The organism is Candidatus Arthromitus sp. SFB-mouse-NL (genome assembly GCF_000709435.1).
In the GTDB taxonomy this organism is placed as follows: domain Bacteria; phylum Bacillota; class Clostridia; order Clostridiales; family Clostridiaceae; genus Dwaynesavagella.
This window is the reverse complement of sequence record NZ_CP008713.1, coordinates 517,774-534,073: the sequence shown is the minus strand read 5'-3', so window position 1 is coordinate 534,073 and position 16,300 is coordinate 517,774. Positions and strand designations below refer to the sequence as shown.

The 16,300-nt window shown below is 26.6% G+C and carries 16 protein-coding genes and 1 tRNA gene; 8 read left to right on the top strand and 9 right to left on the bottom strand.

Annotated features, from left to right (window positions below; genetic code table 11):
- Window positions 1-8: 8 nt before the first annotated feature.
- A complete protein-coding gene (locus SFBMNL_RS02605) occupies window positions 9-1,013 on the bottom strand; it encodes a CotS family spore coat protein (RefSeq protein ID WP_005806752.1) in 1,005 nt (334 codons plus the stop codon).
- 114 nt (window positions 1,014-1,127) lie between these two features.
- Window positions 1,128-4,124: an insulinase family protein gene (locus SFBMNL_RS02600; protein WP_007440787.1), complete on the bottom strand. Its 2,997-nt coding sequence runs from the start codon at window positions 4,122-4,124 to the stop codon at window positions 1,128-1,130.
- A 279-nt stretch (window positions 4,125-4,403) separates the two neighbouring features.
- Here SFBMNL_RS02600 and SFBMNL_RS02595 point away from each other — a divergent pair, with 279 nt between their 5' ends.
- The 3 genes from SFBMNL_RS02595 (at window position 4,404) to dxr (ending at window position 7,841) form a co-directional block, all read left to right on the top strand.
- Complete coding sequence (locus tag SFBMNL_RS02595) at window positions 4,404-4,652, top strand: hypothetical protein (protein ID WP_042294402.1); 249 nt, start codon at window positions 4,404-4,406, stop codon at window positions 4,650-4,652.
- A gap of 184 nt (window positions 4,653-4,836) precedes the next feature.
- Window positions 4,837-6,669 (top strand): 1-deoxy-D-xylulose-5-phosphate synthase, encoded by a 1,833-nt coding sequence (dxs, locus tag SFBMNL_RS02590; RefSeq protein ID WP_042294400.1) that lies wholly within the window; start codon window positions 4,837-4,839, stop codon window positions 6,667-6,669.
- A gap of 20 nt (window positions 6,670-6,689) precedes the next feature.
- Entirely contained in the window at window positions 6,690-7,841 is a 1,152-nt protein-coding gene (gene dxr, locus SFBMNL_RS02585) for a 1-deoxy-D-xylulose-5-phosphate reductoisomerase (RefSeq protein ID WP_005806759.1), read from the top strand.
- A gap of 30 nt (window positions 7,842-7,871) precedes the next feature.
- Here dxr and SFBMNL_RS02580 read toward each other — a convergent pair.
- Both SFBMNL_RS02580 and SFBMNL_RS02575 read right to left on the bottom strand, forming a co-directional pair.
- Window positions 7,872-7,947, bottom strand: a tRNA-Phe gene (locus SFBMNL_RS02580).
- A 95-nt stretch (window positions 7,948-8,042) separates the two neighbouring features.
- Complete coding sequence (locus tag SFBMNL_RS02575; protein WP_242821370.1) at window positions 8,043-8,300, bottom strand: small, acid-soluble spore protein, alpha/beta type; 258 nt, start codon at window positions 8,298-8,300, stop codon at window positions 8,043-8,045.
- 153 nt (window positions 8,301-8,453) lie between these two features.
- Between SFBMNL_RS02575 and SFBMNL_RS02570 the strand changes: the two genes are divergently transcribed.
- Genes SFBMNL_RS02570 through dapB form a run of 3 tightly spaced genes read left to right on the top strand, consistent with a single transcriptional unit; the run spans window position 8,454 to window position 11,118 of the window.
- Entirely contained in the window at window positions 8,454-9,446 is a 993-nt protein-coding gene (locus SFBMNL_RS02570) for an aspartate-semialdehyde dehydrogenase (RefSeq protein WP_005806762.1), read from the top strand.
- A 4-nt stretch (window positions 9,447-9,450) separates the two neighbouring features.
- Window positions 9,451-10,329, top strand: a complete 879-nt coding sequence (gene dapA / locus SFBMNL_RS02565; protein ID WP_042294396.1) for a 4-hydroxy-tetrahydrodipicolinate synthase — start codon at window positions 9,451-9,453, stop codon at window positions 10,327-10,329.
- Between the two features lie 24 nt (window positions 10,330-10,353).
- Window positions 10,354-11,118 carry a 4-hydroxy-tetrahydrodipicolinate reductase gene (gene dapB / locus SFBMNL_RS02560; protein ID WP_005806766.1) on the top strand — a complete coding sequence of 255 codons (765 nt, stop codon included), beginning with the start codon at window positions 10,354-10,356 and terminating at the stop codon, window positions 11,116-11,118.
- Window positions 11,119-11,156: 38 nt separating this feature from the next.
- On the opposite strand, the gene SFBMNL_RS02555 is transcribed toward dapB, so the two are convergent.
- From SFBMNL_RS02555 to SFBMNL_RS02545, 3 genes are all read right to left on the bottom strand, one after another.
- Window positions 11,157-11,567, bottom strand: coding sequence for a hypothetical protein (locus tag SFBMNL_RS02555; RefSeq protein WP_005806768.1), 411 nt, complete (start codon window positions 11,565-11,567; stop codon window positions 11,157-11,159).
- 105 nt (window positions 11,568-11,672) lie between these two features.
- Entirely contained in the window at window positions 11,673-11,906 is a 234-nt protein-coding gene (locus tag SFBMNL_RS02550; RefSeq protein WP_005806770.1) for a phage holin, read from the bottom strand.
- A 74-nt stretch (window positions 11,907-11,980) separates the two neighbouring features.
- Complete coding sequence (locus SFBMNL_RS02545) at window positions 11,981-12,907, bottom strand: type II CAAX prenyl endopeptidase Rce1 family protein (protein WP_014017873.1); 927 nt, start codon at window positions 12,905-12,907, stop codon at window positions 11,981-11,983.
- Between the two features lie 143 nt (window positions 12,908-13,050).
- Between SFBMNL_RS02545 and SFBMNL_RS02540 the strand changes: the two genes are divergently transcribed.
- Both SFBMNL_RS02540 and SFBMNL_RS02535 read left to right on the top strand, forming a co-directional pair.
- Window positions 13,051-13,314, top strand: coding sequence for a hypothetical protein (locus SFBMNL_RS02540; protein WP_005806774.1), 264 nt, complete (start codon window positions 13,051-13,053; stop codon window positions 13,312-13,314).
- Window positions 13,315-13,339: 25 nt separating this feature from the next.
- The gene (locus SFBMNL_RS02535; protein ID WP_042294394.1) at window positions 13,340-14,431 is read left to right on the top strand and encodes a hypothetical protein; all 1,092 of its coding nucleotides are present in this window, start codon (window positions 13,340-13,342) and stop codon (window positions 14,429-14,431) included.
- A 29-nt stretch (window positions 14,432-14,460) separates the two neighbouring features.
- Here the strand turns inward: SFBMNL_RS02535 and SFBMNL_RS02530 are convergent, their stop codons facing one another.
- On the bottom strand, window positions 14,461-15,171 hold the full coding sequence (locus tag SFBMNL_RS02530; RefSeq protein ID WP_005806776.1) for a DUF4214 domain-containing protein: 711 nt from the start codon (window positions 15,169-15,171) through the stop codon (window positions 14,461-14,463).
- Window positions 15,172-15,258: 87 nt separating this feature from the next.
- Window positions 15,259-16,287 carry a 2-hydroxyacid dehydrogenase gene (locus tag SFBMNL_RS02525; protein ID WP_042294392.1) on the bottom strand — a complete coding sequence of 343 codons (1,029 nt, stop codon included), beginning with the start codon at window positions 16,285-16,287 and terminating at the stop codon, window positions 15,259-15,261.
- Window positions 16,288-16,300: the final 13 nt, after the last annotated feature.

The window sequence follows — 16,300 nt, the reverse complement described above, 5'->3', positions numbered from 1 at the left end:
CTACAAAACTATTTAAAAATTATACTTCTTATAAAATTCGTCCTATCATCTTTATCATTTTCAGATCTATTTAAACGTTTTAAAAATTTCTCATTATCCCACCCAATACTCTCTCTATAACGCTGAATACCTATTTGCCAAAAATCATTTGGAAACAATATAAAAGAAAGTGTAAGCAAAATTTCACGTCTAGGTAAATACTTAACATCTCTATAGGAATTAATCACCATATTAAATTTATGCTCATTCCAATTACCGAGCTTCAAACATCTATTAATAAAACTTCCTAAATCATGAAGATAAGTATCTAAAATTACATAATCAAAATCTATAAAATAAATTTTCCCTTTTGAATCGATCAATAGATTATGATTTGCCAAATCATGATGACAAATATAACCCAGTTTAGAATGCTCATTTATAATTTTTTCGTACTCAAACTTATACAACAATTCAATACTTTCCTTGGCTAAATCAACATTTTTATTCACATTTTCCAAATAAATTTTATCAAATGTGTTTAAATCATTTCTATCTTGTAATAACTCTTTAAATGAAATAATATCACTAAGCTTAGAATTAAAAAGATCAATCCACTTCATCCATCTAGAGTCTGGCAAAATATTTTGTGAGGGCTTATATCCTTTTGTGTAATTATGAAAATTAGCAATATTTTGTGATGCTCGTATAACATCATAATAATTGCTATAATTTAATTCACGGCTTTCTAACCACTTGGTCATATAAAAATAAACACCATTAAGCTCAATGTATTTCCCCTCTGAATACGTTTCAATTATACTCAAAACATTATCAAATTCTTGTTTTTTTAAATAATCCAAAACATCCAATATATATTTGAATTTACTAAATTTATATTTACATTGCTTTAAACAAAAATTTCCCTCAACCGCCGATATCTTATAAATATTTTTGAATTTTATTATATCAAATATTGTTATGTCATAATTTTCTTCTACTAACCTCTTCAAACTACTTATATATTGATCCATGAATAGCCTCTCTATAATTTAAGTACATATTAATATATGAAAATTTAATATTAATTGTTACTTAGCAGATACCAAATAAAAGGTGTATCAAATTAAATTTGATACACCCTTAAACTATTCTTTAAGTGGTAAAGTAAAAATATTGCTGAAATTCTTGCTGCTATCTTCTATTATGTTCATATTGCCAAACACACCTATCTTATTAAAACCAATATCTGAAATAGTTTTCCCAATACTTTTAATATCTTGAATCGTTGTTGACTTAATCTCATCGATCATATTTTTAAATTCTTTCTTAGTCATCCCTATCAAATAATTATGTACTTCTGTTTTTGCTCTATCAATTTCATCGCAAGTATTTGCAAGAGATGAAATAGTTATTATCTTATATTTTTCAAGTAATGATTCAGTTATATCTATTTCACTTAAATAATTACCTATATTATTTACAACTTTTATTTGTTCCTTCAATACCGGAGAAAATCCTGCAACAACAGCAAATGTTCCTTGAGTTGTAGCCAAAGAATTTACCTGATATGCACCATTCTTAACCCTCATATTCCTATACAAATATTCACCCAAAACTGACTCTGCAACTAAGAACTTAGGTGTATAATTTCTACCACTAGCCTTAAAATTTAATAATGCATACAATGTCACATTTGGAGATGGAGCTTTTATTGATATTCTTTCCCTTACTGCATCAAATTTATATTTATATTTCCTATTTGTATTATTCCTCAAATTAGGTAATAAATTTGACTCCAAATTCTTTTTAACAAGCTTATAATTCTCATTATTAGAAACAACTCCGATTTTTAAATTGTTTATATTAAACACCGTATTACTAACATTTTGAATTTCCTTGTTAACAGTATGTATAAAATCGTGATCCTCTCCATATTTCCCAAATACATTGATTAAAAATTTTATATAAGGCAATCCCTTCACATAATTTTTATATTTTCCCCCATCATAATTTGATCCATCAATTTCATAATAAACGATGCTAGGATTAATTAAATTTGACTCATAGTAGAATTTCAATCTATTAAAATTATTTTGTAATAAATCTACATTTTTAAAATTTATGTTGTTTATAAACTCATTTAATAACTTTACAGATCTATCTAAATTATTTTTAGTAGTATCAAATGATATCCTAAAGGTTGGATTATAAATATTCCCATCAAAACAATTTAAATTTTCCTCTAATGTTATATTAAGATTAAATAGTGTTTGTTTAATATCACTCATCAATTCTATATTTGTTTTATCATAAGTACCAAATCCTTCTTTCATCAAATCAGAAAACAAAGCTAAATAATGTAGTTTACTCTTTGGAACTGTTCGCGAATCAAAGTTAAGAGATACATTTATAAAATCATTTTCACCGATTTTTCCCCAAACATATTCATAAATTCCATTCTTACTTTGAACCTTAGCGTCACCAAGCTTATTGTGTTCATTTTTAAATGGATTAGATAACTTTTCAAGTACAACCATAGAATCTTCTTGCTCAATCCATGAATTAAAATCATTTGTTTCATTAATCAAATTAACTTTTTCATTTTCACTCATAGATTCCTTATAATTATTAAGACCTTCTCTTAAGATTCTCTCCTTCTCTTCAATTATTCCAAAATCAGGCTCAAGTGTTACAAAAGCTGAATGCTTATTATTTATAAAATGCATATCAATTATGTTAATAAAATCTTCTACTCCATATTCTTTTAGATACTCCAAGTTCTCATAAAATCTAATACTATCTATGATATCTCCACCTGATGACCAAGCATTTATCACATTCCACATAACAAAACTATCAGGCGTATCCGTTATCTTCCTATTTATGATATTGCTCGTTATATTATAATAATTCTCCAAGTACTCTTCATTTAAAATATTATCCCTAAAATTCTCAAGTTCTCTATAAATAAATTTTTCAAACTCTTCCCCAAACTCTTGCTCCGAATTAGCAGAGAACATTACGTAAGATTGTTTCGACCCAACATTTCTAAAATCAATTGAAAAATCCGTTCCGATATTCATCTCATTAAACCGCTTTTCTATTCCAGAAAATTCCGCACCCATCATTGAAACCAAAAACTTAATAGCAAAGCTTTCTCTCACATCATTAATACTTCCTGTAGCAAAAGAATTAATAAAGATGTGCTTATTGTTCCTGTTTTCCCTCTCTGGCACAGGATATTTCAAATTTGTATAAACCTTCTCACTTAAATTGTCACTGATATTATATTCTTGAATCTGTTCTTTTCTATCGTGCAAACTTAAATGCTCTTTATCCATAAACTTAAGTACCTCATTAGTGTCAATGTCACCATAGAGTATTACCAAACAATTTGAAGGAACATAATATTTTTTATGCGACTCTAACAATTCTTCTAAAGTTAACTCTGGTATAACATAAGGATCTCCACCACCATTAAATGATCCAGGAGCTCCCTTATATAAACTGTCTACGGCTGCAATTGATTTATAAAATTCATTATTAAAAACATAACCCTTCATCTCATTTAAAACAACACCTGTTAACTTTAATGGAGAATTCATCTCTTCTAACTCAAATCTCCATCCTTCTTGCTTAAAAATATTTTCTTCCTTATATACAATTGGATAAAATAAAGCACTTAAATAATAATCAATAATAGTTTTTAACTGGTTATTATCCCTTGAAGATACGTAATATGTAACATAATTTGTATCCGTTGCTGCATTTATATACTCCAAATTATTCAAATAAAACAATGCAGGGAATACATCTTTGATCGGATATTTCTCAGATCCTGAAAAAAATATATGCTCTAAAATATGATTAGTACCTTTATTATTAACTGTAGGAACTTTAAACGTTATATCAAAAAGTTTTAATTTCGAATCATTTTTTATATGAATAATCTTAGCCCCGCTTTTTTTATGTTCATATAACAAAACCTTTGATTTTAATGTTTCAACATACTCTTCCCTCAAAAGATCATATCCATTTATACTCTTTGAAAATGATATAGCCGATACCGTCACAACACTATTAAAACAATAAATAACTACCATAAAAAATATAAATAAACTTCTACTCACCCTACTATTCAAATTAATTTCCTCCTTAATTTTACTAATAGTAAGTTTTCTCAGTTTTAAAAATTTTTATTATGGTTTCTATAAAAAACTAAGCTATTCAAATTATAAAAATTTGTATCTAATTTTGTATTTTAGTTAATAAGTGTAATTTTATATGCAAAATCATTAACTATTTTGGATATAAAATGTATGCAACCAACCACTTAACTCTTGCAATTTAAAATATTCATAGTATAATTTATTAATAGTTATTTAATATTTTTAACTTAATATTAATTTGGAGGATGTTAAATGAAAAAATTATTATTAGCCACTTCTCTAGTTTCTTCTATGATTATATCGACCTACTTATCTTCAAGCTCTATGATAAGAATCCCATTAGATAAAAATAAAGATATACATGCATACGTTCCACTTCCCAATACTCATAATACAATGGTCTTAAATGCTTATGCTCAAAGAGTAAATCAACAAACAATTCAATCAAATTATCCCAACAAAAAAAACAAAGTAAATAGTAGTATTAATACAAAAAATTAATCTAAAAATGATAGAACGCTGTTAATAAACTTAATTATATGTGCTATATTATTTCCTGTTTTTATAATCCTAGTGTTTTAGATTAAATTTAAATAAATCAATCAATTTTAATTTTTTAATTGTTGTTTTAATGTTATAATTAACTATCCTTTTGATTTAAAAAACATTTTAGGATGGTAAGAAAATGAAAAAATTTGATCATTTATATAGAATAAATAATCCAAGTTTTTTGAAGAAACTTTCAATTGATGAACTTTACTTACTTTCTGATCAAATAAGGGATTTTTTAATTGAATCATTAAGTTCTACAGGTGGACATGTATCTTCAAACCTTGGAGTTATAGAACTAACAATAGCACTACATTATATTTTTAATTTTGAAAAAGATAAACTAATCTTTGATGTTGGCCATCAATGCTATGCTCACAAAATTCTTACAGGTAGAGCAAAATTTTTTAATTCTCTAAGAAAATTTAATGGACTCTCAGGATTCCCAAGAAGAAGTGAGAGTAATTTTGATGTCTGGGAGACAGGACATAGTTCAACATCTTTATCTGCTGCCCTAGCATTTGCAGTTAGCAGAGATTTTAAAAATACGTCAGAAAATATAGTTTCAGTTATAGGTGATGGTGCATTAACTGGTGGGATGGCTTTAGAAGCTCTAAATAATATTGGATATGAGCAAAGAAAACTTATAATCATTTTAAATGACAATCAAATGTCCATCTCAAAAAACATCTGTGCCATAATTCCTAAAAATAGCAATAATAAAGACATATATGACTCGTCATCATACATATCCAATCTTAAAAAAAATGAATCAATAAATTACTCAATTAAAAATTTTTTTCAAAGTATGAATTTGCATTATTCCGGACCAATCGATGGACACAATATCAAAAGTTTAATAAATAATCTAACTGAAATTAAAAATATTTCTAAACCATGTGTTCTTCACATAATCACAAAAAAGGGAAAAGGAATTCATAATGCAGAAAATGATGCTGTAGGATCATGGCATGGTATTGGTCCTTTTGATAAATCTACTGGATTAAAAATTAAATCCAAAAAACAAAATCATAGAGCCTGGGGGGCAGTTATATCAGAAACTGTAGAACATCTTGCAAAAAAGGATAAAAATATCATTTGTATCACACCCGCAATGACTAAAGGCTCTAAGTTAGAATTTTTTAAAAATAAGTTCCCAAATAGAACTTTTGATGTTGGAATAGCAGAACAACACGGGGCAACGTTTTCTGCTGCATTAGCTTTATCAAAACTCAAACCAATATTTTTCGTATATTCAACTTTCCTACAACGTGCGTATGACCAAATAATACATGATATAGCAAGACAAAATATAAATATGGTAATTGCAATAGATAAATGTGGTTTCGCAACAGGTGACGGCGATACTCATCATGGTATCTATGATATTAGCTTTCTTAGACCAATACCAAACATATCAATAGTAATGCCAAAAGATCAAATAGAAGCCCAACACTTATTGCATAATTGTCTCTATAATTATGAAGATAAGGGAATCATATCCTATAGATATCCTCGAGGATATTCTGAATTAACCCATGTTCCGCATTTTAAAAATATCAGGTTCGGTTCATGGACAGTTGAAAAAGAAGGAAATGATTTAGCTATTTTAACCTTCGGTCCAATGCTTGATATTGCCCACGAAATATGCAACTCATTAAAGAGTGAAAATATAAATATTAAAATTGTAAATGCACGTTTTATAAAACCAATGGATGAAGATATGCTTCATGAAATATTTAAATCAAATGTACCAATTGTAACAATAGAAGAAGCATGCAAAATTGGAGGATTCGGTTCAGGTATTTGTGAATTTGCAATTAGGCATAAATATAAGAATGACATCGAAATATTTGGAATTGAAAATAATTTCTTTCATCATGGGGATACCAATAGCTTGAGAAAAATATCTGGTCTTGACCCTGAACTCATAGTAAATAAAATAAAATCACTTGCATACATACACTAACTTATAAGGAGATTTTGAAAATGAAAAATATTTCTATTCTAGGAGCAACAGGCTCCATTGGAATACAATCTCTCGATGTTATAAAGAATAACCCACACAAATTTAAATTAAATTCAATCTCTATCGGTGAAAATATAACTAAACTTAGAGAGATTTTAAAACATTTTTCCCCAGAACTTGTATGCTTAAAAAATAAAGATGATTTTGAGCGTATGCATGCGGAATATCCAAATATAAAATTCACATACGGAAACGAAGGATTATTAGAGATTGCTACATTTAACAAATCAGATACTATTATAAATAGTTTAGTTGGAAATATCGGACTTCTTCCAACAATATACGCAATAGAATCTCATAAAAATATTGCTCTTGCAAACAAAGAAACCCTTGTTACAGCAGGTCACATAATAAATAAAAAAATCAAACAATATAATGTAGAACTTATACCACTTGATAGTGAACATTCAGCTATCTTTCAATGTTTAAATGGAAAAACCCATGAGGACATAAAAAATATAATTTTAACAGCATCTGGTGGGAGTTTTAGAGATAAAACAAGAGAAGAACTTAAAAATGTGACTATTGAAGATGCACTAAAACACCCAAATTGGTCAATGGGGGCAAAAATAACAATAGATTCTGCAACAATGGCAAATAAAGGACTTGAAATAATCGAAGCACACTTTCTATTCAATGTAGATTATCAAAATATAAAAGTAATACTCCATCGTGAAAGTATCATACACTCGATGGTCGAATTTAATGATTCAAGTATAATAGCTCAACTTGGAACTCCAGACATGAGGGTTCCTATTCAATACGCTCTGACATATCCAGATAGAATACAAAATAAAAATTTTAAACCATTAAATTTTGAAGAAATATCCTCATTAAACTTTTCTAAAGTGGATTTATCTAGATATCCTTGTGTAAAAATGGCATTTGATGCTGGTAAACTTGGAGGTACAGCAACAACTGTATTTAATTCTTCAAATGAAGAGGCTGTTAGATTATTTTTAACCAAGAAAATATCATTTTTAGATATAGAAAATTTAATTGAAAAATCTCTATCACATTATGGAGTTATAGAAAATCCAGATTTAAATACCATTATTGAACTAGATAAAGAAGTTAAATCATTTATTTATGAAAAATCAAAAAATATTTAAGGCAGTGCTTTTGCACTGCCTTAAATTCTTTGGTGGCTAGAGCAGGAATCGAACCAGCGACACGAGGATTTTCAGTCCTCTGCTCTACCAACTGAGCTATCCAGCCAAATCAAATACAAACCACAGATATTATTATGCATAATTCCTACATAAAAGTCAATAATCAAAAAACAAAAAACCTCCATTTTTTACAGAAGGTTATTATTTTGAACGATTCAATATATCCGAATTTTTAGGAACATTCAATTCCTTCTTCCTTTTAGTCATTATCCCACCAATTTTTCCTGTTTCACTAGATGTAAGCCCGCTCCATCCGTATTTATCAACTTTATCTTTCAGTCCAAGCTCCTCAGCTATTTCATACTTTAGATTTTCCCTTAATTGCTCTAATTCAGTTAATTTCTTATTCGACTTCAACTTTTGTTTTATTACCCTTTTTAGAGAACTACTATTACTTATAATAAATCACCTCTTTCAAAAAAAGTATATATTTATATAATAACAGTTTAACCACAACTTATTTCAAATATACTTTATATTAGTTTTTGATTATTAAATTAAATTCATTTATACTATAATAGATATTATATTTTAAATCTGGAGGTTATTTCTATGCGATATAATGTAGCTGTTGTTGGTGCAACAGGAAAAATAGGAAGAACCTTTCTTAAAGTATTAGAAGAAAGGAATTTTCCTGTCAATAATATTTATCTATACGCTTCCAAAAAATCTGAAGGGTCCAAGCTTAATTTTAAAAATAAAGAATATGAAGTTATTGAATTAAACAGAGATAATATTAAAGATGATATAGATTTTGCATTCTTCTCTGCTGGCAGTGATACAAGCCTCAAATTTTCCCATTTATTTGTACAAAAAAATGCTCTTGTTATTGATAACTCTAGTGCGTTTAGAATGGATAAAAATACACCTCTTGTAGTTCCTGAAGTTAATGGAAAAGAAGCTTTGAAAAATAATGGAATTATAGCAAATCCAAATTGCTCAACTATACAAGCTGTCGTAGCTCTTAAACCACTTCATGATAAATTTAAAATAAAAAGAATAATTTATTCAACCTATCAAGCAGTTTCAGGTGCTGGGAACTTAGGCATTAAAGATCTAGATGTAGATATTGAAGTAAATTTAAACAAATTCCAATATTTAATAAAAGGAAATCTGATCCCTCAAATTGATGTATTCACTGATAATGGATATACAAAAGAAGAAATGAAAATGATAAATGAAACTAGGAAAATATTGCAAGACGAATCTCTCAAAATAACTGCTACTTGTGTTAGGGTTCCTATTGAAAATTCACACAGTGAAAGTATAAATGTAGAATTTGAAAATGACTTTACACTAGACGATATTTTAAATGAGCTTAAAAATTTTAAAGGAATTACATTAATAGATGATATTAAAAAAAATAAGTACCCAATGCCAAGATATATTTCTGGAAAAGATGAAGTATTTGTTGGCCGAATTAGACTTGATGAGTCTTGCGACAAAGCAATAAACATTTGGGTTGTTGCTGATAATATTCTAAAAGGGGCTGCCTTAAATGCAGTTCAAATAGCTGAATATATTTTAAATAATAAAGGAGAGTAATATTATGAGTTTATTTATTGGTTCAGGCGTTGCCATTATTACACCTTTTAATGAAAATGGTGATATTAATTTAAACAAATTGGAAGAACTTTTAAATTGGCATGTTAAAAATAACACAGATGCAATTATAATTTGTGGAACTACTGGGGAAGGTTCTACACTCACTGATAACGAAAAGAAAAGATTAATTCAGACAACTATAGAAATTATAAACAAAAAAATCCCAGTAATTGCTGGAGTTGGAACAAATAATACTCAAAAAACTCTTGAACTTTCTAAATTTTCAAAAGAAGTTGGAGCTGATGGACTATTAGTTATAACACCGTATTATAATAAAACCTCTAAAAAAGGATTAATTGAACACTTTAAAACTATAAATGATCATATTAATCTTCCAATTATGGCATACAACGTTCCTTCAAGAACTGGAATGAATATATCACCTGAAATATTACTTGAACTTTCTAAACTTAAAAATGTTACCTCAATCAAAGAAGCTTCTGGAAATATAAGCCAGGCTATACTATATAGAAAGCTTTGTCCTCAAATCGACTTATATTCTGGAAATGATGATCAAATTGTTCCATTTATGAGTATAGGAGGAAAAGGTACAGTTACTGTATTAGGTAATATTCTTCCTAAAGTCGTTCATGATATCACACATGAATATATAAATGGCAATATCAAAAAATCATTAGAACTTCAACTTAAATATCTAAATTTTACAAATTCACTTTTCATAGAAACAAATCCAATACCAATAAAGACTGCATTAAATTTAATGGGTAAAAATGTTGGAGGATTCAGATTACCCCTTGTAGAAATGGATCAAAACAATTTAAACAAATTAAAAGACGAAATGAAAAATATTGAATTACTTTAAAATCTAAAAAACTTTGGAGGAAAAATGTTAAAAATACTTCTAAATGGTATAAATGGACGTATGGGAAAAACAATTGAGGAATTAAGTCACACGTATGATAACTTAGAAATTATATGTGGTGTTGATAATAAACAAAATAATGAAAATAAAGTTAAAACCTATCTTAATATAAATGATGTACAAGAAAAGGTTGATATAATAATCGACTTCTCACATCCAAACTCATTAGATAGCATTTTAACTTATGCCTTAAACAAAAAAATAGGAATTGTAATCTGCACAACTGGTCATACAAAAGAACAATTAAATAAAATAAACGATGCAAGCAAAACAATCCCTATTTTTATATCTTACAACATGAGTATTGGAATAAACGTTTTGCAAAAATTATTAAAAACGGCACTCCAATCACTCTATAAAGATTATGATATAGAAATAACCGAAAAACATCATAACCAAAAACTTGATTCACCTAGTGGAACTGCAATAATGCTCATGGACACAATAAATAATTTTGTGAAGGATAAATTTAATGAAGATGTTGATTTTAATCATGGACGATTGGGTGAAAAGAAACGTGAAAAAAAAGAAATAGGAGTCCATTCAATAAGATGTGGAAACATGATAGGATCACATGAAATTTTATTTGGTGGAAATAATGAAATTATAGAATTAAAGCACACTGCTATATCACGTGATGTTTTCGCACAAGGTGCATTAAAGGCTGCACTCTATCTATTTGGTAAAAATTCCGGAATATACAATATGAACTCGATGTTAAACCTATAAACAAAAAGAGAAGGACTAGTTATTTTAGTCCTCTCTATCTACATAGCCCTTACTCTAAATATAAATCCATTTGCAAAATCTACAATAATACCATTACCTTTATCTATCTTGATAAAATAAGTAGATAACAACCAACAATAAGATGATGTTATTTCAAACATACTACCTACAATAACTCCAGCTAAAGGATTTAAAAAACTTATAGGAGTCGTCAATCCCCCAATTAAACTAAGCTCAGCTGCTAATAAATCAAGTTCAGTTGAAAATTTAGATATCTGATCACTACTAATATACCTTCTATATCCCCACCAGTGCTTTTCAATCCTATCTATATTTGCAATATTCTCATTAAGATTCATATTAGCATAAACAGTTTCTATATGTAAATCTATAAATAGTCCTATACATAAAATAACTATTACACTTCTTAGTAATGGTTTATTCTTCATTTCATCCTCATTTTATTATTAATGTATTATCTATACTTCCATAATAGAGTTTATTTATACAAAAAAGTGGGAATAAATGTTAACATTTATTCCCACAAATAATAACTAATTTAACTTTTCATTTTTACACTCTTCTATTTTGTCATCTTTATACCAACGATTATTTGTATCTGGATTATTTATTAATCCTAGAGCTACAAGTATAGACAATATACAATTTATTACCTGTACATATTTATCTTCATTAATAAGATTAATTCCAAATGCTGATAATAATAAAGGAATAAGTGCTGCTACAGATACCCATAAACCATAATTTCTTAATCTATTCTTAAACATAAAATAATACTCCTTTTAAACAGCTAACAATTCAATATATTCTCCAAATCGACAAAGCTGAACTAAAAATTTAATTAAAGAGATATTTTATACCCTATGAATGTGATAATAAAATATGTTACAAAAAACAATAAAATATAAATATCTGCTACACTATCTATACTAGTATTAAAATTACCTTCTTTAACATTTGGAGGTAAAGCTGAAACTGATTTAGTATTTATGTTTATGTTCTCTCTCAAAATCGAATAAATTATCATCCCAATAAGAATTATAATAATTGGAAATATAAGATTAACAAATACATCAGTACTCTTGAAAAATGTTTTATATGAAATTAAAGTTTGTGTAAAATTATTTCCAATTACCCTAACAAAATAATCAGCTATATTTATGGTTAAACTAGTTATTATTATGGTAGTTACACTTCCTATCCTATCTAAAAAACTCATGAGCAAAATGCCAATGATAAATCCATATACAATTTGTGACAATCCAAAAAAGAAAAATGAAAATATAATAGATGTTAATATTAATCTAGATTTATTTGATAAAAATCTAAATGCATCTTTTAAAATACATCTAAAAAATAATTCTGTAAAAATTGTATGAATAAAAATATATACAATAAATTCAAAACCAAAATAATCCTTAATATAAATACTATTCAAATAAAATCCATTACCTAAAGTAAATTTAAATATCGATGTGAAAATTAAATTTGCACCATTAGCTATTAAATAAAATGAAACTCCAATTATTATTGAATTTTTAATAATTTTACCGTTTAATTTTGGAAATACTAACATTGAACTTATTCTAGAATTATAAAAATTTAAATACAGTGCTATAGAAAATAAAAATAATATTATATCTCTTAAACACATGTAAAATACATAATATGTACTTTGTGTAACATATTTAAATATAATTAAATTTGAAAAAATATATATAATAAAGTTCATAAATAAAATAAAATTAAATAGTTTAATTTTGGTCACATTACCCTCCAAAAATTCTATTTTATTTTTTTATTTTATTAGTTGTTGTTTTAAAAAATGTACATTTAATTTTTATAATTGTAACCTTTAAAGTTTATTTTTACATAATTTAATATTATAATTATTTTTTGGAGGAATATAAGATGAATGACCCTAAAATAAAAAATTTATTAAACTCTGTTAATCAAATAAATTCAAATATGAATAATATAAATTCTTATTTAGATAACTTTAATACAAATTATAGTGAAATTGAACTCAATAATATTGACTCCGAATTGGGAGAAATCAAAAAAATACTGGAAGCCAATAATCTAAATATAAACAATTATGCTAACTCTACACAAAATACTTTAATGAACTCTATAGATTCAAGACTAAATAATATAAAAAATAACATAAACTAAACTTAACTTAGTGAGGATTTTACTAATGAAATTACAAAAATATCTCTTTATATTTCTCATAATTTTTTCAATTACATCTTGTTCACAACCTACTATATCAAACAAATATTATGGAACTAATAATACTATTAAAAAATTTAACGTTAATGTTGAAATTAATAGATCAAATAAAAATCTTACCGTTAATGAGGTAACTTTTGAAATATCAAATATAAATTCCCAATCTAATGAACTGCAAAAAATATACCAAGACTCATCATCAAATGATGAATTCATAAAAAATATTAGTGCAAAAATTATAAATACTCTTGATAATATCGGATTTGATGAAGAAATTGAATATAATTTCCTACAACAATCAAAAAATAATAATCTTCTATTTACTAAAAGATCTGAATTAGGCGATATTAATACTAAAACTCTTTTAATTACCACAACATATTTTAATTCCAATAATGAGTTCAGCCCAAAAAATATTTCAATAATATTTGAAATACTCAGATTATTTGAAAATTTCACCAAAAAATATCATCTTTCTATACTATTTGTTAATAACTCATCAAGTTTTAGTAATTCTATTGATAGTTCACTAAATGACGTATTATATCTTGATATATTATCTATAATAGATTTACAGTTTGAGAATACTCTTAATAAAGTTAATGTACTAAATTTAAATACTGAATCTAAAATATCTACATTTGTTAACGATTCTATTAAATTTAATTCATTTAACTTTATTAATTCTTCAGAAATCATAGATAAAACCCAATTCAATAACATTTTAAACAATAATATTGATTTCATAAGAATTGTTTCTGAAACAAATGTAACTGATATAACTAAATGTGCCAACTTCTTAATTGAAATAATCTCTGATATATTGAATAAACCAACCATTCCATCTGTTTCGACTAGCGACTCAATTTTTAGAGTAACTCTAGATTTATCTAATCACAACTCAGTTAAAAAAATATTGTATAAAATAAATGATGGTGAATATTCAGAACTTACAGAAGAATCTATTTTAGAAGTCGATGACTACATAACTATAAAAATTAAATTTGTTGATCTTTTCAATAATCATGGTGATGAACTAAGTCTAAAACTATTTTAATATATAAAAAGGGAGATATAAATCTCCCTTTAATTGTATATAAATCCCGCTTCTTTTACTATACTCTTAAATTCATTCTCACTTACCATTCTATTTACTAAATCTGATACCGCCTCACTGCTTTCCATACCGTCTTCTTCTACTAACAAATTAAATTGATTTAACCAAAAGTCAAGTCCTTCCTTTTCTGCTTCTCTTCCAACTACAGTTTTATATAATGCTCCTATTTTTTCCCTTGGTGTTTTATAAATTAAATTAAATTCTTCCGAATTCACCATCTCATTTATAAAATCCACAGCTGTAATAGTAGCACTACTTAATCTTCCAAACCAATATTTAAATCCTGTATGCTCTGGTTTTCTACCTAAACCATTTGAATAAGCATCATAAACAAATTTATTGTTTGCTTTATTTGGAAGTGAAGTTATAACATTGTCAAAATTAAATTCATATTTCCTTCCAATATCATCTGTAAATGTAATTTTAACGTCATGATAAACTTGATCAGGTACGAGATCCAATATTACTATCTTGTCCCCCTTTATTTCAACCCTTACATCTTCTAAACTACACTTTATATTGTCATACTTGCTTGGAAGTCCTGCTACACTTATTTCAAAAGTATCCTCAAAATATCTATTTGTTATAGCATGTACACTCATATTTAAAAACAAATTATTTTGTATTACCATCAATAAAACTATAACTAAAAATAGTGCTAAATTTTTATATCTCTTCATCCTCATCTGCTCCTCATATGACTCTATATATAAATTCTTAAAAAAATTTGCAGTAATAGTGATTATTACTGCAATAAACTTACTAATCTATTTCCTAAAATCAACTATCTTATCTTGTGTCTCATCATAAAATACTTCATTATTTAAAAATTCATTATTTAAAAACTTTTTGATATTATTTAATGAAATTAATGCAATACTTGTTAGTGCTTCTTCTGTTAAATAAGCTTGATGCGAGAAAACTATAACATTATCAAGTGATAAAAGTTCTTTTAGAATTTCATCATCAACACCCGTCTTTGAACAATCATTAAAGAAATAATTTTTTTCATTTTCATATACATCCAAAGCTGCACCATAAATTTTTCCAGATTTTATTGCATCGATTAAGGCTTTTGTATCAATTAACATTCCTCTAGCTGTATTTAAAATTATAACTCCATTTTTCATATTAGATATTGAATCCTTATTTATCATATGTGCATTATCACTTGTTAATGGACAATGTAAGGAAATAACATCACTTTCTCTATAAATAGTATCTAAATCAACATATTTAAATCCTAGTTCTTTTTCAATTTCATAATTTGGATACACATCATAAGCTAATATTTTCATACCTATACCAGATAAAATTTTCATAAATTCTTGTGCTATTTTACCTGTTCCAATTATACCAACAGTTCTATTAAACAAATCAAATCCTACTAATCCTTCAAGTGAAAAGTTATAATTTCTTGTTTTTTCAATAGCCTTGTTAATTTTTCTTGTTAATGTTAATATCATCCCAATTGATATTTCTGCAATTGAATTTGGTGAATATGCTGGAACTCTAACCACGGTTATCTTGTTCTTTGCATATTTAATATCAACTCCATTATATCCTGCACATCTTAAAACAATTAACTTAATTCCAAATTCACATAACTTATCAATAACTTCTCTATTAACAATATCATTAACAAATACACAAACTGCATCATATCCATCCGCTAAATGAGACGTTTCAGGTGTAAGTTTCTGCTCTTCATAAACAATATCTACATTAGCCTCTTTAGAATACTTATCAAAATAATCCTTATCATATTTCTTCGCATCAAATAATATCAACTTCATATTTAATTGCCTC

Coding starts and splice junctions, on each gene's coding strand:
- SFBMNL_RS02605 (WP_005806752.1), bottom strand. CDS start 1,013: ATGGATCAATATATAAGTAGTTTGAAGAGGTTAGTAGAAGAAAATTAT.
- SFBMNL_RS02595 (WP_042294402.1), top strand. CDS start 4,404: ATGAAAAAATTATTATTAGCCACTTCTCTAGTTTCTTCTATGATTATA.
- dxs (WP_042294400.1), top strand. CDS start 4,837: ATGAAAAAATTTGATCATTTATATAGAATAAATAATCCAAGTTTTTTG.
- dxr (WP_005806759.1), top strand. CDS start 6,690: ATGAAAAATATTTCTATTCTAGGAGCAACAGGCTCCATTGGAATACAA.
- SFBMNL_RS02570 (WP_005806762.1), top strand. CDS start 8,454: ATGCGATATAATGTAGCTGTTGTTGGTGCAACAGGAAAAATAGGAAGA.
- dapA (WP_042294396.1), top strand. CDS start 9,451: ATGAGTTTATTTATTGGTTCAGGCGTTGCCATTATTACACCTTTTAAT.
- dapB (WP_005806766.1), top strand. CDS start 10,354: ATGTTAAAAATACTTCTAAATGGTATAAATGGACGTATGGGAAAAACA.
- SFBMNL_RS02555 (WP_005806768.1), bottom strand. CDS start 11,567: ATGAAGAATAAACCATTACTAAGAAGTGTAATAGTTATTTTATGTATA.
- SFBMNL_RS02550 (WP_005806770.1), bottom strand. CDS start 11,906: ATGTTTAAGAATAGATTAAGAAATTATGGTTTATGGGTATCTGTAGCA.
- SFBMNL_RS02540 (WP_005806774.1), top strand. CDS start 13,051: ATGAATGACCCTAAAATAAAAAATTTATTAAACTCTGTTAATCAAATA.
- SFBMNL_RS02535 (WP_042294394.1), top strand. CDS start 13,340: ATGAAATTACAAAAATATCTCTTTATATTTCTCATAATTTTTTCAATT.
- SFBMNL_RS02530 (WP_005806776.1), bottom strand. CDS start 15,171: ATGAAGAGATATAAAAATTTAGCACTATTTTTAGTTATAGTTTTATTG.
- SFBMNL_RS02525 (WP_042294392.1), bottom strand. CDS start 16,287: ATGAAGTTGATATTATTTGATGCGAAGAAATATGATAAGGATTATTTT.